Source organism: Pseudomonas putida (genome assembly GCF_003228315.1).
Lineage (GTDB): Bacteria > Pseudomonadota > Gammaproteobacteria > Pseudomonadales > Pseudomonadaceae > Aquipseudomonas > Aquipseudomonas putida_S.
The window spans coordinates 5870307-5895318 of sequence record NZ_CP029693.1; the positions used below are offsets into that span (position 1 = coordinate 5870307).

A 25012-nucleotide genomic window follows, 5' to 3' on the forward strand; every position below is an offset into this window, starting at 1 on the left:
CGTCGGTAACTGTAGGAGCGAGCATGCTCGCGATGGACTTGAACGAAAACGGTGGGAACCTGTTGCCCCGCGTCGCTCACAAGATCATCGCGAGCAGGCTCGCTCCTACAGGGGAGGTATCAGGATTTACGCAAAGTCTTTTGCTTGAGGATGTAGATCGTCACCAGCACCGCACTGGTCAGCATGAATCCGCGCGCCCACGGCAACGGCACCAGATAGCAGGAAAACAGGATGCTCGCCCACATCAGGCCGATGGCGTAAACCTTGCCCTTGAGCGGAATGCCGTTGCCGTCCAGATAATCGCGGATCCATGGCCCGAGTCGTGGATGTTCCACCAGCCAGTTGTAGAAACGCGGCGAGCTGCGAGCGAAACAGGCGGCCGCCAGCAGCAGGAAAGGGGTGGTGGGCAGTACCGGCAGGAAAATCCCGATGACCCCCAGCGCCACGCTCAGCCAGCCGATGGCCAGCAGCACGTAGCGCAACATCAGGGGGCGGTTGCCTATGGGGTTGTCCATAGGCGGGACCTTAGTGGTGACGAGGCTTGAGGATCGCCGGTTTTTCGTCCGGTGCGTTGCACAGCAGGTACAGCGCCGTCAGGGCTTCCGGAATTTGCACGATCATGTCGTCCATCAGGTTGGCGTCGGCGGCAATGTCGGAGAACTCCGGCTGCTCGTCGAACAGGCCCGAACCGACCATGATCGGCAGGAGCATTTCGCTGACTTCGTCTTCGGCGGTTTCGAACCAGGCTTCCTCGCGCAGGAACACGCCTTCCATGAAGCCGATGCACCAGCCGCGCAGTTCGGAATCGTCCGGGTCGTCACCCAGGTCCAGATCGCACGGCAGCTCGAACTCTTCATCGGACGCCAATTGGCGGGCGATGTGGGCCTTCAGGCCGATCAGCGTGGCTTCGATCTCTTCGCGCTGGGCTTCGCCGCTGTAATGCGGCTCTTCGGCGAACAGTGCGTCGATCCATTCGCGATCGGGAACGGTTTCGGAACAGATCGACAGGGCAGTGAGGTAGCCGTGGGCGGCCACGTAGTCCAGAGCCTCGTCATGCAGTTCATCGGCGTCGAGGAAGACTTGCAGGCGGGTCAGTTGCTCAGCGAAGGACATTAAAGGACTACCTTGGGGAATGTGCGATGCGGGAATTCTAGGCCTTCTTGAGCGCCGGGGCCAGCCGCGCGGCATATTTGCGCCTTATTCCCCGTGGGAGCGAGCCTGCTCGCGAATGCGGTGGTTCAGTAAACATTGATGTTGAATATGGCGCCGCCATCGCGAGCAGGCTCGCTCCCACAGGTTTTCACCCTTATCGGTCTTCGAGTGTCTTCTCAGCGGCACCCTTTGCAAGGGAGGGCTCGGGTATACTCGCGCGTTTTGTGATGTCCTGCTGGCGTCACGGCTGGAATGTGAAGCGTCATGCAATGCGCACTTACGATTTGACGGTGCAGCGTTGCGGGTCCTGAACCAGCCTTGCAGGGATGTTTCGGTGATTTTTGGAGTTTTTATGCTCGAACAGGCTCAACGCGTCCTCAAGGACATCTTCGGCTACGACAGTTTCCGTGGCCGTCAGGGTGCAATCATTGAGCGCGTGGCCAGTGGCGGCGATGCCCTGGTCCTGATGCCTACCGGTGGCGGCAAGTCCCTGTGTTTCCAGGTGCCGGCGCTGTTGCGCGAAGGCCTGGCGGTGGTGGTGTCGCCGCTGATTGCCCTGATGGACGATCAGGTCGCCACCCTCGAAGAGCTGGGCGTGGCCGCTGCTGCGTTGAACTCCACCCTCAGTGCCGAGCAGCAACGAGACCTGGCGGCGCGTATCCGTCGCGGTGAGGTGAAAATGCTCTACCTCGCCCCGGAACGCCTGGTCCAGCCTCGGATGATGTCTTTCCTTCAAGGCCTGAACATTGCCTTGTTCGCCATCGACGAAGCCCATTGCGTCTCGCAGTGGGGCCACGATTTCCGCCCGGAATACCTGCAACTGGGCCAACTGGCGGAAATGTTCCCCGATGTGCCGCGCATCGCCCTGACCGCCACCGCCGACAAGCGGACCCGGGAAGAAATCGTCACCCGCCTGCACCTGCAGAACGCCGAGCGTTTCCTGTCGAGCTTCGACCGGCCGAACATTTTTTACCGCATCGTGCCCAAGGAACAGCCGCGCAAGCAGCTGCTGGCGTTCCTTGCCGAGCGGCGCGGCGATGCCGGCATCGTTTATTGCCTGTCGCGCAAAAAGGTCGAGGAAGTCGCGGCATTTCTCACCGAACAAGGCTTCCCGGCGCTGCCATACCACGCCGGCCTGCCCAACGATCTGCGTGCCTATCACCAGAAACGCTTCCTCAACGAGGAAGGTCTGATCATGGTGGCCACCGTGGCGTTCGGCATGGGCATCGACAAGCCCAACGTGCGCTTCGTCGCGCATCTGGATCTGCCCAAATCCCTTGAAGCCTACTACCAGGAAACCGGTCGTGGCGGCCGTGACGGCCTGCCGGCGGATGCCTGGATGGCCTACGGCCTTCAAGATCTGGTGATGCTCAAGCAGATGCTGCAGAACTCCGAAGGCGACGAGCGCCACAAACGTCTGGAGCAGCACAAGCTCGACGCCATGCTCTCGCTGTGCGAAGAGACCCGTTGCCGTCGTCAGGCGCTGCTGGCCTATTTCGACGAGGAGATGCCCGAACCCTGCGGGCACTGCGACAACTGCACCGACGGCGTCCAGACCTGGGATGCCACGGAACCCGCGCGGCAGGCGTTGTCGGCCATCTTCCGCACCGGCCAGCGCTACGGCGTCGGTCATCTGGTGGATGTATTGCTGGGCAAGGACAACGAGAAGGTGCGCAGTTTTGGTCATCAGCACCTGTCGGTTTACGGCGTCGGCAAGGCGCTGGGCGAGAGCGAATGGCGTTCGCTGTTCCGCCAGCTGGTGGCGCGCGGCCTGGCGGACGTTGATCATGAAGGCTATGGCGGCCTGCGTTTGAGCGACACTTGCCGGCCGTTGCTCAAGGGCGAAGTTACCCTGGAACTGCGCCGCGATCTCAAGGCGCAAACCACCACCAAAACCAGCAAGAGCCAGGCGAGCCAACTGGTGCGTGGCGAAGAGCGTGAACAGTGGGAAGCCCTGCGCGCCTTGCGTCGCAAGCTCGCCGAGGAGCATGGCGTGCCGCCGTATGTCATCTTCCCGGATTCGACCCTGCTGGAAATGCTGCGCAGCCAGCCGACCTCGCTGGCGGAAATGGCTCGGGTCAGCGGCGTCGGCGCGCGCAAGCTGGAGCGCTATGGCGAGGCCTTCCTCGAAGTTCTCGGTGGTCAGGCCGAAGCGCCAAAACCGGTGGCCGACTTGCGCCACGAACTGATTACCCTGGCACGGGCGGGCATGACGCCGCTGCAGATCGCCGGTCAGTTGCAGTGCTCGGAAAAAAACGTCTACACGATGTTGGCCGAGGCCATCGGCAAGCAGCAATTGTCGCTGGAGCAGGCGCTGGACCTGCCGGAAGACTTGCTGGGTGAAATTCAGGATGCGTTCCTGGACGGCGAGGGCGAGTTACCTTCGGTGTCGGAGATTTCCGAGCTCTTTGCAGGCCGAGTGCCGGAAGGGGTGTTGTACTGCGTTCGAGCCGCCCTTCAGTCTGAATTTGAGATTTAACCTGCTGTTTTTTAACGCCGATTCGCTGATGTAACGATTCAGTACAGAACAGGCCTTGCCACTGCTTCAGGCTCATGCTTAGCTGACTAATAATTAGTAATTATTTATTTTCAGCTAACCATGAGTGTTTTATGCCGTTAACCGATCAACACCGTTTTGGCATGCAATTGGCCCAGATGTCCCGCGGCTGGCGTGCCGAGCTGGACCGCCGTCTGGCGGGCCTTGGTTTGTCTCAGGCACGCTGGCTGGTGCTGCTGCACCTGGCTCGCTTCGAACAGGCTCCGACCCAACGTGAGCTGGCGCAATCTGTGGGCGTCGAAGGTCCGACCCTGGCCCGTTTGCTCGACAGCCTGGAAAGCCAGGGACTGGTGCAGCGACAGTCGGTGCTCGAGGACCGTCGTGCGAAGAAGATCGTCCTGTGTACCCCCGCCCGTCCGCTGATCGATCAAATCGAAACCATCGCCAATCAATTACGCCACGAACTGTTCGACGGCGTCGATGAGGCAGATCTGAAAACCTGCATGCGGGTCCACGCACATATCCTGGGCAACCTGGAAAAATCTTGAGGCAGTACCCGCCATCGGTTTTTTGAGTTAGTGCAGTGAGCAGACTATAAGAACTACCAGGCAATATCGTGTTCGTACTGGATATGTGAACACGTGGAAGCTTGTTCTGGTTATCTAAGGGATGCTCATGCTCGAAAGTCGGCGGGTCGTTGTACGGTGTTGTGCCAGGTGGATATTGGCCGGTACCGCTGTCTGTTGGTCGGCATTGGCGTCGGCACTGGGTCTGGGTGAAATCACCTTGCATTCGGCGCTGAATCAGCCATTGCGTGCCGACATTGCCCTGGTGGATGTCGGCGGGCTGGAGGAGGGCGAGCTGTCGGTCAGCCTGGCCACGGCAGACGAATTCAATCGTGCCCGCGTGGAACGGGTGTTCTTCCTCAATGATCTGAAATTCACACCTGTCCTGCGCGGCAATCGCAGCTGGATTCAGGTCACGTCCAGTAAACCGGTCAATGAACCGTTCCTGAATTTCCTGGTGCAGCTCAATCAGCCCAACGGCCGATTGCTGCGCGAATACACGGTACTGATCGACCCACCAGGTACTCCAGGTGTCGTGCCGGCCACTGAGCCGCCGGTGCCCAGTCATTCCGATTCAGCCTTTCCCAAAGTTCAGCCCGCTGTAGCTCCTGCGCCTGCGCCCAGGCAAGCGCTGCCAGCACCTGCCGCTGCCCCGGTGCCGGATCCGCTCGCCGAGCAACTGGCTGCGAGCGTCCTGCAAAATCAACAATTGCAGGCAACCATCGATCAACTCAATCTGAAAATTCAGGCACAGGACGAACAGATCGCCGTAGAGAAGAAGCAATCGGCTGAACTGCAAGCCCGGCTGGAGGAGATCAAACAGGCAGCGACGCAGCCCATCGCGCCTGTTGCCGTGGCGCCGACGCCGGTGGTGGTCGAGGAGACCGGTACCAATTGGCTGTTGGTCGGTAGCTTATTGCTGCTGATAGCGTCAGGGTTGCTGGTAGTGTGGCGTCGCCGACGGGCCCAGGCTCAGGCAGTGTTCGGGTCAACAGCCGATCAGATGTCGCGCCATGAACCGCAGCTCAGTCCTGCGGCAGAAACCCCGGGAGAGGCTCCTGCGCTGCAATCGACCCACGCACACCCTGAAGAGACGCCCGCCAGCGATGTGCTGGAAGCGGTCGCGGTCTACCTGACCTACGGTCGTTTTGCCGAGGCAATCAGCTTGTTGCGAGAGGCCATCGATAGGGAGCCGCACCGCACTGATCTTGCCGTGCAATTGCTGGAAGTGTTCGGCAAACAGGGCGACATGGCAGCTTATGACGAGCAGGAGGCCAGCCTGCGCAATGCCGGGTTTGACGGGCAGACACTTCAGGAAATCCGCTCCCGCCATCCCAAAATCGGTGCTGTTAGCCCGGTTGCTGTTGCATTGCCCGTTGTTGCCTCCATCGCTACTCCCCCGGAGCCTGAGCCCGCGGATGAGTACCAATTGAATCTGGATGAACTGTCGATGGATACCCAGTGGGATCTGGGGCCGATGGACGAGTCGCCATTGTCTGAGTCGCATTCGAGCGAACCGCCGCTGCCCGAACCGGAGATCGAATGGGAAATCGAACCCGCCTCGCGCGCACTCGACGACAGCTTTCTCGACGAATTTCGCGACAGTCCGTCTTTGGAGCTTGAACCACTGAGCCTGGAGCCAGCTGAACCCAACAGTGCGGGCAAACTGGAGCAAGCTCAGACCTGCATCGATGACGGCGATCTGGACAGCGCCATCAAACTGCTCAACGAGTTGCTCAAGGAAGCCGATGAGCCGATGAAACAGACCGCCCGAAGCTTGCTGGCCGGAATACGGTAACCTTTCGTATCTAGAATCAGCACTCTGCCTCAGGAAGGCCCGTCACTCATGACCGTTCAAAAACCGGAAATCGTCATCACCTATTGCACCCAATGCCAGTGGCTGCTGCGTGCCGCCTGGCTGGCCCAGGAGCTGCTCAGCACCTTTGGCGACGACCTGGGCAAAGTGTCGCTGGTACCGGGCACCGGCGGCGTCTTCCACATTTTCTGCGACGGCGTGCAGATCTGGGAGCGCAAGGCCGATGGTGGTTTCCCCGAGGCCAAGGTGCTCAAGCAGCGGGTTCGCGACCGGATCGATCCGGACCGCGACCTCGGCCACAACGACCGGACTCAGTGAGAGGCGGCCTCGGCGGCGACAGCTTTCTTGCTTGAGCTGCCGGAAAGCCTGCTGGACACCACAATCGCGACGATGATCAACGCCCCGCCGAGCAGCATGCGCAGGGTCGGGTTTTCATCGAACAGCAGCCAGGCCACGGTGATGCCATACACCGGCTCCAGGGCGAAAACCACAGCGGCGGTCCGTGCCTTGATCACCGCCAGGCTGGCGACGAACAGGCTGTGGGCGACGCCGGTGCAGAACACCCCGAGCAGGGCGATCCACAACCAGTCCATGGCCCGCACGTCGCTCAATTGCGGTGCCGCCACTGGCAGCAGGCACAAGGCGACCACCACGTTCTGACACAACGCAGCCTGCACCGGTGCAATACGCGCGGAGCTGGCGCGGTTGGCCAGCGACAGCAGGGAAAACAGCAAACCGGAGGCCACTGCCCAGAGCAGACCAGTGGTGGCGCCGCTGGCCAAATCGAAGTCCGGCGTCACCAGCACCAAGCCGATAGTCACTAACGTCACCAAAAGGATTTCATTGGCGCGAATCCGCTCGCGGAAAATCAGCCCTTCGAGAATCACGGTGAAGGCCGGGAAACTGGCAAAGCCCAGGGTGGCGATGGCGACGCCCGCGACCTTCACCGCAATGAAGAAACTCACCCAGTGACCGGCCAGCAGCAAACCGCTGAACAGCAGCCGACGCCAGTCCACCGCTTCGAGTTTTTGCCAGCGTGTGTGGCTGGCAAATCGGGCAAAGACGGCCAGCGCCAGCACCGCGAATGCCGCCCGGCCAAAGACAATGATGGCCGGTGAGGCGGCCGCGAGTTTGCCGAACACGCCGGTCAGGCCGAACATCAATGCGCCGATATGCAGGGCGCCCAGGGCGGTACGGGGAGTCATGGCAATCCTTAACAGCGGACAAACGAAAATGTAGGAGCATTGGAGCGCATTTCAGTCAGTCGTGTCTGTCGCAGGACTCGCGTTATTTGTCGCCAGCCTCGCGCCGCAACGCACCGGGTGAGACACCGAACTCACGCAGCACCGCAGCGCTGAAGGCGCTCTGGGAGCTGTAACCGACCCGGACGGCAATTTCACCAATGGGCAGCGTGGAATCACGCAGCAGTCCCACGGCCTTGTGCAGGCGCCGGCTGCGGATGTAATCCATCGGTGTCTGGCCGCATTCGGCGACGAATCGCGCATGCAGGCGAGCGCTGGAAAGGCCGGCTACACGGGCCAGATCGGCGACTTGCAGCGGATAGGCAGCGTATTGCTCGATGTGCGCATTGAGCGCGGCATAGGGCAGGCGCCGACCGCCGATGTGATCGGGCCTGATGTGGTTGAGGCTGGCCAGTAACAGCACCGCGCCCTGTTGGGCTATCAGCGGATCAGCGACCTCGCTGTTGGCGAGCCAGTTGACCAATTGGCTCTGACCGGCATCCAGCGACAAACGACCGGCATTGTCCAGCAAGCGACGACTGGCGTCGGCATGATCGCCCATGGACTGGTCAAGCCATTGCTCGCCGGGCACATCCAGCACCAGACAACGGCTGCCATTGGCGCTGCCGCAAGCGTGATGAAAACCCGAAGGGATCACCACGAAACTTTGCTGGACCACCTGGCTGCCACGTCCGTCGACCTCGAAATCCAGCGCACCCGACAGCCCGAACACCAATTGCGCGTGTTCGTGGCTATGGACGATCAGGTCGTGGTTGTACTGGCGTAGCGTGAGGATCGGTCTCATCACGGGTCTCGTGGCAGGTTGGATGAGTGAGCCTGCAGTCTACACCGACACGGCTGGCTGGCGCTGTCACAGGACTGACTTGCGCTTGTCATGGACGATTAATCCGATGGGCGCAAGCTTGCCAAAACCTGTCCTGAGGGCTGCCCATGACCAGCGCCGAGCTCGCCAAACCCACCCGCAAGCAACGTGTGCGGACTTTATGGATTTCCGACGTGCACCTGGGCACGCGCGATTGCCAGGCCGAGCACTTGTCGCAGTTTCTCAAGGCTTACCACGCGGACAGGATCTACCTGGTCGGCGACATCATCGATGGCTGGAAAATGCGCGGTGGCATGTACTGGCCGCAGGCTCACACCAACGTGATCCGGCGCCTGTTGACCATGAGCAAGCGCGGCACCGAGGTGATCTACGTCACCGGCAATCACGACGAGTTCCTGCGCCGCTATTCCAAACTGATTCTGGGCAATATCCAGTTGGTGGACGAAGCGGTGCATGTGACCGCCGATGGCCGGCACTTGCTGGTGATCCACGGCGACCAGTTCGACGTGATTACCCGTTATCACCGCTGGCTGGCATTTCTCGGCGACTCCGCCTACGAATTCACCCTGACCCTCAACCGCTGGCTTAACCATTGGCGTGCCCGTTATGGCTACGGGTACTGGTCGCTGTCGGCGTACCTAAAGCACAAGGTGAAAACCGCGGTCAGTTTCATCAGCGACTTTGAAGAAGCCATCGCCCATGAATGCATCAAGCGCGAGCTGCATGGCGTGGTGTGCGGGCACATTCACCATGCCGAGATTCGCAAGGTCGGCGGCGTGGATTACCTCAATTGCGGCGATTGGGTGGAGTCGTGCACGGCGCTTATCGAGCACTGGGACGGCACGATCGAGTTGTATCGATTGGCCGATGCCCAGGCGCGTGAGGCGGAGTTGAAGGCGGCCAAGGTCGCAGAGTTGGCTTAGACGTCACGGTGTCTGCGCGGGCCTCTTCGCGAGCAGGCTCGCTCCTACAGTTGATTGCATTTCCCTGTAGGAGCGAGCCTGCTCGCGATGGACCGCGAAGCGGTCCCGCTGGATCTCTCAGGCGGGTGAACGCTCTTCCATCGCCGCCTTGTAGATCGAGTTCTTCGGCTGCGCAAACAGCCGTTCCATCATCGGTTCAAAGAAGCTCAACGGCAGCGTGTCATACGCCGGATCGAACGCCGCCGCATCGTACTTGGCACAAAACTCGATGGTCGCCTGATACTGCGGATGGCCCTTGAATTGCTCGCGCAGGTGTCGGTCCATCCCCAGGTGATGAAAGAAGTAATAGCCCTGGAAAATCCCGTGCTTCTCAACCATCCACAGATTCTCGGCGCTGACGAACGGCTTGAGGATCGCGGCGGCGATGTCCGGGTGGTTGTAGGTACCCAGGGTGTCGCCGATGTCATGGAGCAGGGCGCAGACCACATATTCTTCATCGCGGCCGTCGCGCCAGGCGCGGGTCGCGGTTTGCAGCGAGTGGGTCAGGCGATCCACCGGAAAACCGCCGAAGTCACCTTCCAGCAGCTTCAGGTGCGCCGCGATCCGTGACGGCAATTGTCGGGCGTAGGCACTGAAGTCCGCGGCGATGATCGCCCAGTCTTCCTGCGTGCCGTCTTTCATGTGGGTAAAACGGGCATTGGCATTCATCGGCAATCCTCTTGAAATCTAGAACGGCACGCGTCCCAGGACCATGTCCCGGTACATGACGAAATCGCCGAGCAGGCTGTAGAAGGGGTGCTGGAATGTCGCAGGACGATTCTTTTCGAAGAAGAAGTGCCCCATCCAGGCGAAGCTGTAGCCGGCCACCGGCAACAGCCACAACAGCATCCAGGTACCCCGGCCGATGGTCAGTGCCATGATGAATATCACCAGCGTGGTGCCGATGAAATGCAACTTGCGGCAGGTACTGTTGCTGTGTTCGCTGAGGTAATACGGATAAAACTCAGCGAAGCTGTTGAATCGTCTGATGTTTTCCACGACTGCGATCTCTGTGGTTATTGTTCTGGCAGCAAGTTGTTCTGCGGGTAGCTTATTTAAGTCTAGAGTGAACAATGGTGTGAGCCAGTGACAATCGGCGCCACTTTAGTATCCTTCGGAAATTGGCCGCGTCTGCGGCTCAACATGCAAGAACCCGACATGAGCGAACGAACGACTTCTGCAAGCTGGGCGATGGGGATTGTCAAAGCACTGGAAATGGACGGCCTGGATTGCCGGGTTCTGTTCAATCAACTGGGGCTCGACTACGCGGCACTGGACGATCCGGATGCCCGTTTCCCGCAAGACTCCATGACACGACTGTGGCAACGCGCGGTTGAGCTGTCCGGCAACCCGGCGATTGGCCTGAATATGGGCAAGGTGGTGCGACCGGCACAGTTTCACGTGACCGGCTACGCCCTGATGTCCAGCCAGACCCTGGCCGAAGGCTTCCAGCGGCTGGTGCGTTACCAACGCATCATTGCCGAAAGCGCCGACCTGAGTTTCCGCCTGCTGGATGAGGGCTATGCGCTGATTCTGACGGTACACGGCGATCACTTGCCGCCGACCCGGCAAAGTGCCGAAGCCTCGCTGGCCTGTGCCCTGGCCTTGTGCGGCTGGCTGACCGGACGCACGCTGCACCCTCGAAAGGTGCTGGTGCAGGGCGACCAACCGGCCAACCTTGAACCCTATAAACAAGCCTTCCATGCACCGCTGGTGTTCAACGCGCCTTACGACGCGCTGATTTTCGAGCGCGCGGACATGGAGGCGCCGCTGCCGACCGCCAACGAGGCGATGGCGTTGCTGCATGACCGGTTTGCCGGAGAGTACCTGGCGCGGTTTTCCGAGAGTCGCGTGACGCACAAGGCGCGTCAGGTGTTATGCCGTTTGCTGCCCCAGGGCGAGCCCAAGCGCGATGCGGTGGCGCAGACGCTGCACCTGTCGCAACGCACCTTGCAGCGACGCTTGCAGGAAGAGGGCACGAGTTTTCAGACGTTGCTCGACGACACCCGACGGGAACTGGCCGAGCAGTATCTGGCGCAACCGACCATGACCCTGCTGGAAATTGCCTACCTGCTGGGGTTTGCCGATCCGAGTAACTTCTTCCGTGCCTTCCGGCGCTGGTTTGACACAACGCCCGGCGAGTACCGGCTGCGCCTGCTGCAAACCCCCGATGCGGTCAATGACGCCAAAATGCCGGAATACACAGCACAAACACCGTAATGATCTCCAGTCGGCCCAACAGCATGCCGAACGAGAGAATCCACTTGGCGGCGTCCGGCAGCGAGGCGAAGTTACCGGCCGGGCCAATGGTTTCGCCCAGGCCCGGGCCGACACCGGACACGGTGCTGGCCGCGCCGGTGAGGGCGGTCATCCAGTCCACGCCCAGTAGCGACAGCAGAAGGGCGATCACGCAGATGGTGATGGCGAAGAAGAACGAAAAGGTCAGAATCGAACGCACGATCTCTTCATCGAGGCGGTGACCGTTGTATTTCTGCTTGATCACCGCGCGTGGGTGAATCAGTTGATTGAGGTTGGCCTTGAGCAGGATGTAGGCCACCTGGAAGCGGAAAATCTTGATGCCGCCGGCGGTCGAGCCGGAACAGCCACCGACGAATCCCAGATAGAAGAACAGCATCAGCGAGAAATTGCCCCACAAGCTGTAGTCCCCCAGCGCGAAACCGGTGGTGGTCACCACCGACGTCACGTTCAGCGCCACGTGCCGCAACGCGTCCAGCCAATGCAGTTGGGTGGTCCACCAGTACCAGGTCCCCAGCACCAGCCAGGTTACCAGTAACATGCCCAGCAAGCCCTGCACTTGCTGATCCTTGATCAGCGCCATGCGATTGCCACGCAATGTGGTCACGTACAGGGTGAAAGGCAGACTGCCGAGAATCATGATGACGATGGCCACCCAGTGCACCGCCGGTTGCGTCCACTTGGCCAGGGACTGGTCCGAGGTGGAAAAACCACCGGTGGAAATCGCCGACATCGCATGGTTGATCGCATCGAACGGACTCATACCGGCCCACCAGAAGGCCAGGCTGCCGAGAATCGTGATGCCGACGTAGGCCGCGACGATCAGGCGCGCCACCATATGGGAGCGTGGCATGACCTTTTCTGAACGGTCCGACGATTCGGTCTGGAACAGCCGCATGCCACCGATACGCAGCAACGGCAGGATCGCGACCGCCATGCCGATGAACCCGATACCGCCGATCCAGTGCAGCAAAGAGCGCCACATCAGGATGCCGGGGGACATGTCGTCGAGGTGATTGAGCACCGTCGAGCCCGTGGCGGTGATGCCGGACATGCTTTCGAAGAAGGAGTCGGTGTAGCTGATGTGCTGAGTCAGCAAAAACGGCAGGGCGGCGAAGATACACACCACCAGCCAACTGCTGACGGTCAGCAGGTACATGTCCCGTGGTCGCAGGTGAACATGTTCGGGGCGTCCCGGTATGACCAGGGCCAGGCCGCCGACAAAAGTGATCATGCTGGCCCAGAGAAACGACGGCAGATCCCCCGTGCGATCGAAGATCACCAGCGTGGCCATGGGCACGACCATGGCGATGGCCAGGGTTACCAGGAAGATGCCGATGATGAAACCAATGAGACGCAAGGTCGGCAACGCCATGAAATCCGCTCGGCTGTGGTGGGGAAGGGCGCCATTCTACCTGCGGGGCAGGGCATGTAAACCGGCACTCCTGCAGGACTTACAGCTAGAATAGCCGCACATTTTTTTCAGGAGGTAGCCGATGCAGGCTCTCGACGTTTTGCTCAACCGTGTTTCCGTCCCGCGACTGGTCGAACCGGCACCGACCCAGGCACAGCGCGAAGTGCTGTTCGGCGCGGCCATGCGCGCCCCGGATCACGGCCATTTGCAGCCTTGGCGTTTCCTGACGGTCGAGGGCGCGGCGCGCGAGCAAATGGGTGAGTTGCTGGCCGAGGCGGCGAAACTGCAGGACGGCGAAGTCACCGAGGCGGCCATCGACAAGGCGCGAAATGGCCCTTTGCGTGCGCCCTTGGTAGTGGTCGTGATCGCCAAAATTCAGGATCACGTGAAGTATCCAAAGTCCGAACAGTTGCTGGCGGCGGGTTGCGCGGCCCACGGAATTTTATTGGCGGCTTATGCGCAAGGCATTGGCGCGGTGTGGCGTACAGGTGAACTGGCCTATTCGGCCCATGTGGCCAAGGGGTTGGGGCTGGCGGAAGGGGAGGAGGTAATTGCCTTCCTTTACCTGGGTACACCGCAGAAGGAGCCGCGTGTGGCGGAAAAGGTAGAGCTGGCCGAGTTTGTCAGTGCGTGGAACGGTAAAGCCTGACAGCGTAATTCCCCTGTAGGAGCGAGCCTGCTCGCGAATGCGTAGTGTCAGTCGCCACATGCATTGGCTGAAATACCGCTTTCGCGAGCAGGCTCGCTCCTACAGGGGATCAGGGTTGAACCACGGCCCCCGGCACCAACGGCAATTCCAGGCTGGCCACAAACCCGCCCTCCGGGTGATTGGCCAGCACCAGGCTCCCGCCATGCCGCTCCGCCGCGCGCCGGGCAATGGCCAGGCCCAAACCATGTCCGGCAGCGGTCTGCCCCGGTGCCCGGTAGAACGGTTCTCCCAGCTGATTCAAATGCTCGGCATCGACCCCGGGACCATGGTCTCGCACGGTCACCACAATCCGCTCGCCATTACGCAATGCCAGCATTTCAATCGGTTGCCCGCCTGCCGGGTTGAAGCGCTGGGCGTTGCGCAACAGATTGTCCACGGCACGCTCGATCATCGTTGGCCAGCCGCGCAGGTTCAGTTGCGGTTCTGCCTCGAGTCGCACGCTTTGTTCCGGTGAGCCCAGTTGCGCGTCCTTTTGCAGCGTACTGAGCAGAGCGTTGAGGTCCACGTCTTCGGCACTGGCGTTGTCGGCATCGACCCGTGCCAACACCAGGATTTCGCTGATCAACGCTTCGAGCCGGTCGCACTCACGGGTGAGGCGCGGCCAGAGTTTTTCTCGTTCTTCAGGCGAAGCCCGTTCGGCCAGGGCCAGGGCGATACGCAGGCGGGCAAGGGGTGAGCGCAGTTCGTGGGAGACGTCGCGCAGCAATTGTCGCTGGCTGCCGATCAGGCTTTGCAGGCGCGCACCCATGCGATTGAAGTCGTTGGCCAGTACCCCGAATTCATCGCGACGATTGGCCAGTTTGACCAGGCTGTTCTGTTGATAGGCGGTTTGCCCCAGATCATGTACCGCACCGCGCAAGCGACTGAGGGGGCGGGTGATGGAAAGGGTCACCAGCAGACTGAACAGGGTCAGCACCACCAGGGCGATTCCCAGTGCGCTCAACGGCCAGAGCAGACTCTCGCGGTGCCAGGCGTCCAGTTCGGGATGGGGGATGCGGTAGATCAGCAGGTAGGTGTCGCCGGTTTTTTCGCTGGTGTATTCAGCGGTCAGGCGCCGCCATGGCAGGCGCCGGTCATCGTTGTTCTGCCGGGCTTCGAAAGCTGCCGCGCGTCGCGGGAATGTGCCGCGTACCACCGGATCACCGCTCTCGTTCAGCACTTGCACGTCGATGTGATATTGGCGTTTGCGCTGTTCCAGAATGTCCTGGGCGGCTTCTTCACCCTGGGATTCGTAGGTTTGCGTCCATTGCTCGGCCAGGGTGTTCAGGCCCGGGTGGCGACTGAGAATCCAGGCGTCCTGGTTGAGCATGTGCCCAAGCAAAATCGACAGCCCCGCAACCAGAGCGATAGCCAGCCAGAAGCTGGCCAGGATCCGCCAGAACAATGAGCGCACAGAAAATCCTCGGACAAACACAAATCCATGTAGGAGCGAGCCTGCTCGCGATAGCGTCGGCACATTCAACATCAAAGTGTCTGAAAGTCCGCCATCGCGAGCAGGCTCGCTCCTACAGTATTTCGGGTGGTATCAGACCCAACGGTGTTCAGCCGTTGGGTCCGGGTTAACGCATTATTGCGCTTTTTGCGGTTGTTGCGCTTTCCACGCCTTGAACTCGGCCCATTCGGCGCGACGCTCAGCTTGTTTCTTCTGGATCTCGTCGAATTTCTTCTGTTGATCCGGCTTCAGTACAGCCCGTACATCGGCTTCGGCTTTCTTGTGGTTGGCGGCCATCTCGTCTTTCATGGCTTTCTGGTCGGCTGGCGAGAGTTTTTCCAGGTACTTGTCGACCACTTGCTTACGCTCGTGCATCTGCTCGCCCATGATTTTGCGGATCTGCTCGCGTTGTTCGCGGCTCAGGTCCAGTTGGCTGTACGGGCCCTTACCGTGCATGCCGTGCATCTGACCGCCGTGGCGTGCACCGTCCATCGGACCATCCATAGGGCCGGTGCCTTCAGGCATGGCCATGGCCACGGTCGGCAGAGCGGCGGCGAACATCAGAGCGATAAGAGTCTTGCGCATGGTGAATCTCCTTGTCTCATTCCCGGTACGTTCCGGATGAGTACAGATTACGCAGATCAAGGTCAGCGGCGGTCAGCGGAGCGTAAAGCTTGGGTAAAGACAGATTGCGGACAGCCTGACAAAGACAAACCCTGCAGGAGCTGCTGCAGGGTTCGTGTGGGTTTCAGAGGCTGTAGTAGTAACCGCGGCTGCGCAGCGCCACGATGCGCGGTCGGCCATCGGGGTGCGGGCCGATTTTCTTGCGCAGGTTGCTCACATGCATATCCAGGCTGCGGTCGTACAGGGTCAACTTGCGACCCAGGGCGATTTGCGCCAATTCCTGTTTGTCCAGCGGCTCGCCGGGCTGCTTGAGCAGCGCTTCGAGCAGACGGCTTTCGGAAACCGTGAGGGAAAATTCCTGCTCATCGATGCTGACCACGCCGCGCACCGGGCTGAAACATAGGTCGCCCAGTTCGATCTGGCTGGACACTGCCGCCGGATGACTGCGGCGCAGCACGGCGCGCAGGCGGGCGGTCAGTTCCCGCGGGTCGCAGGGTTTGGCCAGGTAATCATCGGCACCCAGTTCCAGGCCAAGGATGCGGTCCAGAGGTTCACCCCTTGCGGAAAGCATCAGCACCGGCAAGTCCGGATGATCGCTGCGCAACTGCTTGAGCAGTTCCAGGCCGCTGCCGTCCGGCAGCATCACATCCAGCACCACCGCCGCCGGGGAGGTCTCAGCCAGGGCGCGACGGGCACTCTGGCCATCGTGGCAGGCCCGTACCTGAAAACCTTCCTGGCCCAGCCAACTGCTCAGGAGCTCACACAGCTCCTGGTCATCGTCAATTAGTAACAGCTCGCTCATGACTCACTCAATTTAGCCATTGTCGACGTTTTCGACTTGCACCACTGGCGAAGATACCGCAGAGCAGGGCCAATAGTGCAACTCCGGCGCCGACGACAAACCACTGTTGCTGATCGGTCAGCAGGCGCGGAGTGGAGCTTCCGGCCAGGGCTTCGCGAAGTTGCAGCTTCAGGCGCTGGTTCTCCTGGCGCAATCGGGCCAGCTGCGGGCTTTCGCGTTCGCCATCGGCACTCTGCAATTGTTTGCTCAGTTCTTCCCGTTGCCGCTCGCTTTCTTTCAAGCGTTGCTGCAACTCGTTTATCTGGCTGCCCGCGCTCAGTGAGAGCGGCGTGGAGTTCGCGCCCTCGGCGTGTTCTTCACCGTGGGCGGGGGCCACAATCGACAACGTGACCAACATCAGACACAACGGACCCTTGCGCATCGCGACTCCTGATTCCAATACGAGTATTGGGAAGTTGTCGGCCGGCAAACGAGAATAATGAGCGATTGAGAGCGCGGTGAACCGATAAGGTTCACCGCGCAGGGGAATTGCGGGAAGAAAGTTACGGCAGGACTTGCTTGAACGGCTTGACCGACACGTTGGCGTAGACGCCGGCGGCAATGTACGGGTCGGCATCGGCCCAGGCCTGGGCGGCGCTGAGGGAGTCGAATTCGGCGACGATCAGGCTGCCGGTGAAACCCGCGGCGCCCGGATCGTTGCTGTCGATCGCCGGGTGCGGACCGGCCAATACGATGCGACCTTCGCCCTTGAGCACTTGCAGGCGCTCAAGGTGCGCAGGCCGTGCGGCCAGGCGAGCTTCCAGGGAGTTGGCGACGTCTGTGGCAATGATTGCGTAAAGCATGTCAGTCCTCGGTTTTGGGCGATGTGGTATCGGCGTCATGCAGGTGGCGGGACAGGTAGATGCCCTGGCCGACCAGGAACAGCAACGTCATGCCCAGGCTGCCGAAGACCTTGAAGTCGACCCAGTAGCTCTGGAAGGTGAACGCGACGAACAGGTTGGCGGCACCGCAAAACAGGAAGAACACGATCCAGGCGATGTTCAGTCGTGTCCAGACCGGCTCCGGCAGGGTCAGCGCGTGGCCCATGATGCGTTTGATCAGCAGGGTGTCACCGATGAAGTGACTGCCGATGAAGCCCAGGGCGAAGATCCAGTTGACCACCGGGGCTTTCCATTTGAGGAAGGTCTCGCTGTGGAAGGCCAGGGTCAGGCTACCGAAGACCAGGCAGGCGATCAGGGTCAGCCACTGGCTCTTCTCCAGCTTGCCCTGCTTGATGAACAGTGCGCCGTAGACCACCAGGGAGCTGATGATCAGCATCGCTGTGGCGCTGTAAATTCCGCCTACAGTTACCTCGTGGCCGGCAATGTCGACGACCCGTGGATCGATTTTGAAGACAATGAAAAACAGCAGGAGCGGGATGAAATCGATGAATTGTTTCACAGTGGCAGCCAGAAGCAGGATGTGGCGGCATAATAACAAACATATGGGCGCGCGATAGCGCCAGCTGATTTGAGGTTACGAAACCCTGTGAATGTTGATTTGCACTGCCATAGCACGGCTTCCGATGGCGCTCTGGCGCCTGCGGTTCTTGTAGCGCGTGCGTTCGAACACGGCGTGCGAGTCCTGTCCCTGACCGATCACGACACTATCGAAGGCCTCGATGAGGCGCGAATCGCTGCCCATGCGCTGGGGATGCAATTGGTCAATGGCGTCGAGTTGTCCTGCACCTGGGGTGGCGCGACCATCCATGTGCTCGGCTACGGTTTTGACGTGAAAGCCGCACCGTTGGTCGAGGCAATCGCCAAATTGCACGATGGCCGCTGGCTGCGGTCCGAAGAGATAAGTCGCAAACTTGCATTGAAGGGCATGCCCGGTGCGCTGGAAGGCGCCCGGCAAATCCAGCAGGAGTTGGGTGACAGCGGCAACGCGCCGGCCCGCCCGCATTTCGCCGACTGGATGGTGCGCGAAGGTTTGGTCAAGGATCGCGCCGAGGCATTTCGCAAATGGCTGGGCGCCGGCAAGCTGGGTGACGTCAAGCAGCACTGGCCGACCCTGGAGGAAACCGTCGAAACCCTGCGCGCGGCCAATGCCTGGGTCAGTCTGGCGCACCCTTGGCATTATGAATTCACCCGTAGCAAGCGCCGCCGCCTGATTGCCGACTATATTCAAGCAGGGGGCCAGGCTATCGAGGTGGTTAATGGCCATCAGCCCGCCGAGCAGGTGGGCAGCCTGGCCATTCTGGCTCGCGAGTTCGGTCTGCTGGTCAGCGCCGGCAGTGATTTTCATGGCCCTGGAGGCTGGTCCGAGATCGGTGAATACCGTCCGCTCCCGGAGGATCTGCCACCACTGTGGTGTCGGTTCAAACATGACCCAATTATTGCCGTCGTCTGAACAGGTAGAGAATGTGAGTCAATTTTTCCAGATTCATCCGGAAAACCCGCAACCGCGCCTGATCAAACAGGCAGTCGAGATCATCCGCAGCGGCGGGGTGGTGATTTATCCCACAGACTCCTCCTACGCCATCGGTTGCCAGATCGGCGACAAGGTCGCCGTGGAGCGCGTACGCCGATTGAGAGGCCTGGACGACAAACACAACTTCGCGCTGATCTGCAGCGATCTGTCGCAATTGGGCCTGTTCGCCAAGATCGACACCGGCACCTTCCGCATTCTCAAGGCACACCTGCCCGGGCCCTACACCTTCATTCTCAATGCCACCCGCGAAGTCCCGCGGCTGTTGTTGCACCCGAAAAAACGCACCATCGGCCTGCGCGTGCCTAGCCACCCGATTGCCCTGGCGTTGCTGGAGCAACTGGGCGAGCCGCTGATGAGCGTGACCCTGATCATGCCCGGTGAAACCGATCCGATGAGCGATCCCTACGAAATGCGCCAGTTGCTCGAGCATCAGGTCGACCTGATCATCGACGGCGGCTTTGGCGGCATCAAGGCATCCACCGTGATCAACCTCGCCGATGGTGAGCCTGAAGTGATCCGCGTCGGTTGCGGCGACCCTACGCCGTTCATGGCCGAGGCCTAGATGTCTGCAGTAGAACCTGTTGATCCACAAGCAGGCGCCCAGCAAGAGCTGCCGTTCGCCATGGTCTATGGCCAGGCGGTCATGGAAATGCCGCTGGACCTGTACATTCCTCCCGATGCGCTGGAAGTCTTTCTTGAAGCCTTCGAAGGCCCGCTCGACCTGCTGCTGTACCTGATCCGCAAACAAAACATCGACATTCTCGACATCCCGGTGGCGGAAATCACCCGCCAGTACATGGGCTATGTCGAGTTGATGCAGTCGGTGCGCCTGGAGCTGGCCGCCGAGTACCTGGTAATGGCCGCCATGCTCGCCGAGATCAAGTCGCGCATGCTGTTGCCCCGCTCGGAGACCATCGAAGAAGAGGAAGAAGACCCGCGGGCCGAGCTGATCCGCCGCTTGCAGGAGTACGAGCGCTTCAAGGCCGCCGCCGAAGGCATCGATGGTCTGAGTCGCGTCGGTCGTGACGTGGTGGTGCCCAAACTCGATGCGCCCGAAGCCCGGGCGCGCAAGTTGCTGCCGGACGTGCGCCTGTCAGAGTTGCTGTTGTCGATGGCCGAGGTACTGCGCCGTGGCGACATGTTTGAAAGTCACCAGGTCAGCCGCGAGGCGCTGTCAACCCGCGAACGCATGAGCGATGTGCTCGAACGTCTCAAGGGTGGCGGTTTCGTGCCGTTCGTCGAGTTGTTCACCGCAGAGGAAGGGCGCCTCGGCGTGGTTGTAACCTTTATGGCAGTCCTCGAGCTGGTCAAGGAATCCTTGGTCGAGCTGGTGCAGAATGAGCCGTTCGCAGCGATCCACGTGCGAGCCCGAGCCGAATAACGAGTTGAATCATGAACCTGAGTGAACCCCGCGAGCTGGCTCCACTGCTTGAGGCCTTTCTGTTGGCCTCGGGAAAACCGCAATCGATGGAGCGCCTGTTCGAACTCTTTGAAGAGGGCGAAAGGCCGGAGCCGGCGGTTTTCAAGAAAGCCCTGACGATACTGGGCAAGTCCTGTGATGGTCGCGCGTTCGAATTGAAGGAAGTCGCCTCCGGTTATCGCCTGCAGATCCGCGAGAAGTTTTCGCCGTGGGTCGGGCGTTTGTGGGAAGAGCGCCCGCAACGTTATTCCCGGGCCATGCTGGAAACCATTGCCCTGATCGCCTATCGCCAACCGATCACCCGGGGTGAAATCGAGGATGTGCGGGGCGTGGCGGTCAACAGTCAAATCGTCAAGACCCTGATGGAACGCGAGTGGATTCGAGTCGTCGGTTACCGCGACGTGCCGGGTAAGCCTGCGATGTTCGCCACCACCAAGGCGTTTCTCGATCATTTCAACCTGAAAAACCTCGACGATCTGCCACCGTTGGCGGAACTGCGCGAGCTGGAGCCCGATCCAGTGCTCGACTTCGACGACGCCCCGGTGCCTGCCGCATTGCAGGAACTGGCCGACGCCAGCGCCGAACCGGAAGAGCCCAAGGAGGAAACCAGTTTCCATACGCTGTTGCTGGAGCTGGACAGCATGGAAGAAGGGCTCAAAACCGATTTCGATGATTTGTTGCGTGATGGGGAGCTGCCCGGGTTCGACACGCCGTTGCCGGACTTCGAGCCGCAAGCCGAAGGGATGCAGATTGAACCGGAACCGCAAGACGAGCCTGAGCCGCCAATCGAACCGGAGCAGGAAGACGACATTCTTGGTGTCGCCGAGGCCCGGGAAAAACTCCTGGCGGCCGTTGCTGCCCTAGAACAACCCAAGCCCGAGTTGAGCGAGGAAGAAGCCGAAGCCCTGGCCCTGGCCGAAGCCATCGAAGCCGAGCGCCGCCAATTCGAAGACTGACACCAATCCTGTAGGAGCGAGCTTGCTCGCGATAGCGGCTTGTCAGTCAATTTGATATTGAATGTGCCGCCGTCATCGCGAGCAGGCTCGCTCCTACAGGGGCGCGCGCACCACCGGTCGGCGGAAAAGCAAAAAACCTTTCGTCGATCAACTAGTCTCTGATGCGCGAACGCCGACATGAGCGTATGATTCGCGGCCCTTCGACGATCCCCTCGTCAAAGTTACAGTTTTCATGGCTTCAGGCGACGCCTGAACAGACCACACCGGGAGGTGCCCAGATGAGTATCAACGACCAGCAAGACGACCAGCCAATCGGCCCAGCAGGCGAAAAACTGCAGAAAGTCCTCGCCCGTATCGGCGTCGGCTCGCGCCGTGACGTGGAAGCCTGGATCAGCCACGGCCGCATCAAGGTCAACGGCAAAGACGCCACCCTCGGCCAGCGCGTCGACATGCACGACGCCATCAGCATCGATGGCCGGGTGATCAAGCGCGAAGAAGCCGCCGAGTCGGTACGACGCGTGATCATGTACAACAAGCCCGACGGCGAAATCTGCACCCGTGTCGACCCGGAAGGCCGCCCGACCGTGTTCGACAAGTTGCCGCGTCCGAAAGAAGGTCGCTGGATCAACATCGGTCGTCTGGACATCAACACCACCGGTTTGCTGATGTTCACCACCGACGGTGAACTGGCCAACCGCCTGATGCACCCGTCTTTCGAAATGGACCGCGAATACGCCGTGCGTGTGCGCGGTGAAGTCGACGACGAGATGATCGAACGCCTGAAGGCGGGCGTCGTGCTCGAAGACGGTCCGGCGCGTTTCACCGACATCCAGCAGGCACCCGGTGGCGAAGGTTTCAACCACTGGTACCACTGCGTGGTAATGGAAGGTCGCAACCGTGAAGTCCGTCGTCTGTGGGAATCCCAGGGTTTGGTGGTCAGCCGTCTGAAGCGTGTGCGTTTCGGTCCGGTGTTCCTCAATTCCGACCTGCCGATGGGCCGCTGGCGTGAAATGAGCCAGTACGAAGTCGACGTCCTCAGCGCCGAAGTCGGCCTGACGCCTGTGGCAATGCCGCAGTTGAATGCCAAGAGCAAGGACAAGCTGGAGCGGATGCAACGTAAATCGTCGCGCCCAATGGCTCGCACCGAACGTGTGCGCACCTTGCGCCCGGCGACTGATGCGCCTGCCACGCCACGCGCGATCCGCGAGCCGCAGATCGAAGGCGAGCGTCCGGGTCGCAAGCCAGCTGCACGTCAAGACGGTGAGCGCGGTCCGCGTACTCCGCGTCCGGCCAATGGCCGTACCGAGCGTGGCGAAGGCCGTGGTGCTCCGGCAGGTCGCGGCACGCCCGTAGCCGATCGTCCAGCCGACACCAAGCGCCCGGCCAAGCCTGCGCCAAAGCGTCCGGGGATCAAACTGGTCGATGGCGATCAGCCGTCAGGCAAGCGTCGCGGCGCGCCGGCCGGTTCCGGTCAGCGTCCGGGGTTTGGACGTCGCAAGCCTGAGTGAGGCAGCGGTGAGCGTCGAGATGTAAGTGAGAAACGCCAACCTTCGGGTTGGCGTTTTTTTTGGAGCTGACTTAAGGAATGTGGCGCCTGCGAGTCAGTCTTCGCGAGCAAGCTCGCTCCCACAGATGATCGAATTTACTTGAGGGTGCGCGGACCCTTGTAGGAGCGAGCCTGCTCGCGAAGGCGTCAGTGGATACCCAATAAGTGGCGGGTTGGAAAACAGGCTTTACGCCATGTAACGAAAACCTGACGAATTCCACCGGCCTGCCCCGAGAAACCATCATCACACAGAAGCTGTAAGAAATTTCTTCCGCTCAAGAACCCCTTCGATCTCTTCCCGACCCTCTAACCCGCTTGTTTCCCCACCTCATGCAAGGTGTCATGCGCGCCATGCCTGTCGTGCAGGTGCATAACAAAAAGGAGGCGCAATGAACGCCGCAATCCGTTTCCAGCTCTCTTCGTGGGCCGGCTCCCAAGCCGACCCCGCCATTGGCCTGCAAAGGTCCGATCTTTTTTTTGCAGCCGCCCGAGCCTCTCGGGGCGGACACAGGCAATCCCGGCCGACGACACACTGATCCGTGGTGTCTGGCAGCAGGGGGTTGGCGGTGTACAATGCGCCGCGTTTTACCTGTGACCTCCTGCGCAATCGCGCAAACCTCAAGGCTACCCGCCTTGTTCACTCCGCCGCGTCACGAGCGTGTCGGGTTCGATTTCGTCACAGATAAAAACAAACAGGTGACGCATGACCGTTGTAAATACGCTGGACTCTTGGTGCCTGCGCTGGGGTTTGATCGATGCCGCTTGATGTCTTTCTTGAGGAGCAACGTTTTTCGAACATCATCAAACCTTGCGTGAGACCCTTTTCATGAGTGGACAAAACTCGCATTCAGGCGAGCTGAAACGCGGCCTGAAAAATCGCCACATTCAATTGATCGCCCTCGGTGGCGCCATTGGTACCGGTTTGTTCCTCGGCTCGGCCGGGGTCCTGAAATCCGCCGGTCCGTCGATGATCCTTGGCTACGCCATCTGCGGCTTCATTGCCTTCATGATCATGCGCCAACTGGGTGAAATGATCGTCGAAGAGCCGGTTGCCGGCTCCTTCAGCCACTTCGCCCACAAATACTGGGGCGGCTTCGCCGGCTTCCTGTCGGGCTGGAACTGCTGGATCCTGTACATCCTGGTGGGCATGTCCGAGCTGACCGCGGTTGGCAAATACATTCATTACTGGGCGCCGGATATCCCGAGCTGGGCCACGGCGGCCGCCTTCTTCGTGCTGATCAATGCGATCAACCTGGCCAACGTCAAAGTCTTTGGCGAGGCCGAGTTCTGGTTCGCGATCATCAAGGTCGTGGCGATCGTCGGCATGATCGGCCTGGGCAGCTACCTGCTGGTCAGCGGCCATGGCGGGCCGCAAGCGGCGGTCAGCAACCTGTGGTCCCACGGCGGGTTCTTCCCGAATGGCGTCAGCGGCCTGGTGATGGCCATGGCGATCATCATGTTCTCCTTTGGCGGCCTGGAAATGCTCGGTTTCACCGCCGCTGAAGCGGACAAGCCGAAAACCGTGATCCCGAAAGCGATCAACCAGGTGATCTACCGGATCCTGATTTTCTACATCGGTGCACTGGTGATCCTGCTGTCCCTGACGCCTTGGGACAGCCTGCTCAATACCCTGAATGCTTCCGGCGACTCCTACAGCGGCAGCCCGTTCGTACAAGTGTTCTCGATGCTGGGTAGCAACACCGCCGCGCATATCCTCAACTTCGTGGTCCTGACTGCGGCGTTGTCGGTGTACAACAGTGGCACCTACTGCAACAGCCGCATGTTGCTGGGCATGGCAGAGCAGGGCGATGCACCCAAGGCTCTGGCGAAAATCGACAAGCGCGGTGTGCCGGTGCGTTCGATCCTGGCCTCGGCGGCCGTGACGCTGATTGCGGTACTGCTGAACTACCTGATGCCGCAGAGCGCGCTGGAACTGCTGATGTCGCTGGTGGTGGCGACCCTGGTGATCAACTGGGCGATGATCAGCTACTCGCACTTCAAGTTCCGCCAGCACATGAACAAGACCGGCCAGACCTCCTTGTTCAAGGCCTTGTGGTACCCGTATGGCAACTACATTTGCCTGGCGTTCGTGGTGTTCATTCTCGGCGTGATGCTGCTGATTCCGGGGATCCAGGTCTCGGTGTATGCGATTCCGGTGTGGGTCGTGTTCATGTGGGTCTGCTACGGCATCAAGAACAAGCGTCGTGACGCTGCCGGGGTGGCTGCTCCAGCCCGGTAAGCGACAAGTCGGTTAGCCCGAAGACACAAATGCCCGTATCGCGAGATACGGGCATTTTTTATGG

At 60.5% G+C, this 25012-nt stretch carries 26 protein-coding genes; 13 read left to right on the forward strand and 13 right to left on the reverse strand.

Annotation, left to right across the window (positions count from 1 at the left end; all coding sequences use genetic code 11):
- Window positions 1-119 precede the first annotated feature (119 nt).
- Window positions 120-515 (reverse strand): YbaN family protein, encoded by a 396-nt coding sequence (locus DKY63_RS27500; protein ID WP_110967000.1) that lies wholly within the window; start codon window positions 513-515, stop codon window positions 120-122.
- Between the two features lie 10 nt (window positions 516-525).
- A complete protein-coding gene (locus tag DKY63_RS27505; RefSeq protein ID WP_046816855.1) occupies window positions 526-1113 on the reverse strand; it encodes a YecA family protein in 588 nt (195 codons plus the stop codon).
- 391 nt (window positions 1114-1504) lie between these two features.
- Between DKY63_RS27505 and recQ the strand changes: the two genes are divergently transcribed.
- The 4 genes from recQ (at window position 1505) to DKY63_RS27525 (ending at window position 6349) form a co-directional block, all read left to right on the forward strand.
- Window positions 1505-3631 (forward strand): DNA helicase RecQ, encoded by a 2127-nt coding sequence (gene recQ, locus DKY63_RS27510; protein WP_110967001.1) that lies wholly within the window; start codon window positions 1505-1507, stop codon window positions 3629-3631.
- Between the two features lie 131 nt (window positions 3632-3762).
- Entirely contained in the window at window positions 3763-4197 is a 435-nt protein-coding gene (locus tag DKY63_RS27515; RefSeq protein ID WP_110967002.1) for a MarR family transcriptional regulator, read from the forward strand.
- A gap of 127 nt (window positions 4198-4324) precedes the next feature.
- Window positions 4325-6013 carry a FimV/HubP family polar landmark protein gene (locus DKY63_RS27520; RefSeq protein WP_110967994.1) on the forward strand — a complete coding sequence of 563 codons (1689 nt, stop codon included), beginning with the start codon at window positions 4325-4327 and terminating at the stop codon, window positions 6011-6013.
- 48 nt (window positions 6014-6061) lie between these two features.
- Window positions 6062-6349, forward strand: a complete 288-nt coding sequence (locus DKY63_RS27525; protein WP_110967003.1) for a SelT/SelW/SelH family protein — start codon at window positions 6062-6064, stop codon at window positions 6347-6349.
- On the opposite strand, the gene DKY63_RS27530 is transcribed toward DKY63_RS27525, so the two are convergent.
- Together DKY63_RS27530 and DKY63_RS27535 are read right to left on the reverse strand one after the other, a co-directional pair.
- Window positions 6343-7236 carry a DMT family transporter gene (locus DKY63_RS27530; RefSeq protein WP_110967004.1) on the reverse strand — a complete coding sequence of 298 codons (894 nt, stop codon included), beginning with the start codon at window positions 7234-7236 and terminating at the stop codon, window positions 6343-6345. The genes DKY63_RS27525 and DKY63_RS27530 overlap by 7 nt on opposite strands.
- 82 nt (window positions 7237-7318) lie before the next feature.
- Window positions 7319-8077, reverse strand: coding sequence for a helix-turn-helix transcriptional regulator (locus DKY63_RS27535; protein WP_110967005.1), 759 nt, complete (start codon window positions 8075-8077; stop codon window positions 7319-7321).
- Between the two features lie 146 nt (window positions 8078-8223).
- Between DKY63_RS27535 and DKY63_RS27540 the strand changes: the two genes are divergently transcribed.
- Window positions 8224-9039: a UDP-2,3-diacylglucosamine diphosphatase gene (locus DKY63_RS27540; protein WP_110967006.1), complete on the forward strand. Its 816-nt coding sequence runs from the start codon at window positions 8224-8226 to the stop codon at window positions 9037-9039.
- A 117-nt stretch (window positions 9040-9156) separates the two neighbouring features.
- On the opposite strand, the gene DKY63_RS27545 is transcribed toward DKY63_RS27540, so the two are convergent.
- Both DKY63_RS27545 and DKY63_RS27550 read right to left on the reverse strand, forming a co-directional pair.
- Window positions 9157-9747, reverse strand: coding sequence for an HD domain-containing protein (locus DKY63_RS27545; RefSeq protein ID WP_110967007.1), 591 nt, complete (start codon window positions 9745-9747; stop codon window positions 9157-9159).
- Window positions 9748-9765: 18 nt separating this feature from the next.
- Complete coding sequence (locus DKY63_RS27550) at window positions 9766-10077, reverse strand: DUF962 domain-containing protein (protein WP_110967008.1); 312 nt, start codon at window positions 10075-10077, stop codon at window positions 9766-9768.
- A 159-nt stretch (window positions 10078-10236) separates the two neighbouring features.
- Here DKY63_RS27550 and DKY63_RS27555 point away from each other — a divergent pair, with 159 nt between their 5' ends.
- Window positions 10237-11298, forward strand: a complete 1062-nt coding sequence (locus tag DKY63_RS27555; RefSeq protein ID WP_110967009.1) for an AraC family transcriptional regulator — start codon at window positions 10237-10239, stop codon at window positions 11296-11298.
- On the opposite strand, the gene DKY63_RS27560 is transcribed toward DKY63_RS27555, so the two are convergent.
- Window positions 11255-12709, reverse strand: coding sequence for a TrkH family potassium uptake protein (locus tag DKY63_RS27560; protein ID WP_110967010.1), 1455 nt, complete (start codon window positions 12707-12709; stop codon window positions 11255-11257). The two genes, DKY63_RS27555 and DKY63_RS27560, sit on opposite strands and share 44 nt — an antisense overlap.
- 121 nt (window positions 12710-12830) lie before the next feature.
- Between DKY63_RS27560 and DKY63_RS27565 the strand changes: the two genes are divergently transcribed.
- The gene (locus DKY63_RS27565) at window positions 12831-13397 is read left to right on the forward strand and encodes an NAD(P)H nitroreductase (protein WP_110967011.1); all 567 of its coding nucleotides are present in this window, start codon (window positions 12831-12833) and stop codon (window positions 13395-13397) included.
- 109 nt (window positions 13398-13506) lie between these two features.
- On the opposite strand, the gene DKY63_RS27570 is transcribed toward DKY63_RS27565, so the two are convergent.
- The 6 genes from DKY63_RS27570 to DKY63_RS27595 all read right to left on the reverse strand — a co-directional run bounded on the left by DKY63_RS27570 (window position 13507) and on the right by DKY63_RS27595 (window position 17755).
- Window positions 13507-14850, reverse strand: coding sequence for a sensor histidine kinase (locus DKY63_RS27570; RefSeq protein WP_110967012.1), 1344 nt, complete (start codon window positions 14848-14850; stop codon window positions 13507-13509).
- A gap of 174 nt (window positions 14851-15024) precedes the next feature.
- Entirely contained in the window at window positions 15025-15474 is a 450-nt protein-coding gene (locus DKY63_RS27575; protein WP_110967013.1) for an LTXXQ domain protein, read from the reverse strand.
- A gap of 163 nt (window positions 15475-15637) precedes the next feature.
- Window positions 15638-16315: a response regulator transcription factor gene (locus DKY63_RS27580; protein ID WP_110967014.1), complete on the reverse strand. Its 678-nt coding sequence runs from the start codon at window positions 16313-16315 to the stop codon at window positions 15638-15640.
- Between the two features lie 7 nt (window positions 16316-16322).
- The gene (locus tag DKY63_RS27585) at window positions 16323-16736 is read right to left on the reverse strand and encodes a translation initiation factor 2 (protein ID WP_110967015.1); all 414 of its coding nucleotides are present in this window, start codon (window positions 16734-16736) and stop codon (window positions 16323-16325) included.
- A gap of 121 nt (window positions 16737-16857) precedes the next feature.
- The gene (locus DKY63_RS27590) at window positions 16858-17157 is read right to left on the reverse strand and encodes a YciI family protein (protein WP_110967016.1); all 300 of its coding nucleotides are present in this window, start codon (window positions 17155-17157) and stop codon (window positions 16858-16860) included.
- 1 nt (window position 17158) lies between these two features.
- Window positions 17159-17755, reverse strand: a complete 597-nt coding sequence (locus DKY63_RS27595) for a septation protein A (RefSeq protein ID WP_110967017.1) — start codon at window positions 17753-17755, stop codon at window positions 17159-17161.
- Window positions 17756-17842: 87 nt separating this feature from the next.
- Here DKY63_RS27595 and DKY63_RS27600 point away from each other — a divergent pair, with 87 nt between their 5' ends.
- From DKY63_RS27600 to DKY63_RS27630, 6 genes are all read left to right on the forward strand, one after another.
- Entirely contained in the window at window positions 17843-18706 is an 864-nt protein-coding gene (locus tag DKY63_RS27600; RefSeq protein WP_110967018.1) for a PHP domain-containing protein, read from the forward strand.
- A 13-nt stretch (window positions 18707-18719) separates the two neighbouring features.
- Entirely contained in the window at window positions 18720-19349 is a 630-nt protein-coding gene (locus DKY63_RS27605; RefSeq protein ID WP_110967019.1) for an L-threonylcarbamoyladenylate synthase, read from the forward strand.
- Window positions 19350-19469: 120 nt separating this feature from the next.
- Window positions 19470-20168: a segregation and condensation protein A gene (locus DKY63_RS27610; protein ID WP_204354372.1), complete on the forward strand. Its 699-nt coding sequence runs from the start codon at window positions 19470-19472 to the stop codon at window positions 20166-20168.
- Window positions 20169-20179: 11 nt separating this feature from the next.
- Window positions 20180-21163, forward strand: coding sequence for an SMC-Scp complex subunit ScpB (gene scpB, locus DKY63_RS27615; protein ID WP_110967021.1), 984 nt, complete (start codon window positions 20180-20182; stop codon window positions 21161-21163).
- 278 nt (window positions 21164-21441) lie between these two features.
- Complete coding sequence (gene rluB / locus DKY63_RS27620; RefSeq protein ID WP_110967022.1) at window positions 21442-22671, forward strand: 23S rRNA pseudouridine(2605) synthase RluB; 1230 nt, start codon at window positions 21442-21444, stop codon at window positions 22669-22671.
- An 864-nt stretch (window positions 22672-23535) separates the two neighbouring features.
- Complete coding sequence (locus DKY63_RS27630; protein ID WP_110967023.1) at window positions 23536-24948, forward strand: amino acid permease; 1413 nt, start codon at window positions 23536-23538, stop codon at window positions 24946-24948.
- The last annotated feature ends 64 nt before the right edge of the window (window positions 24949-25012 follow it).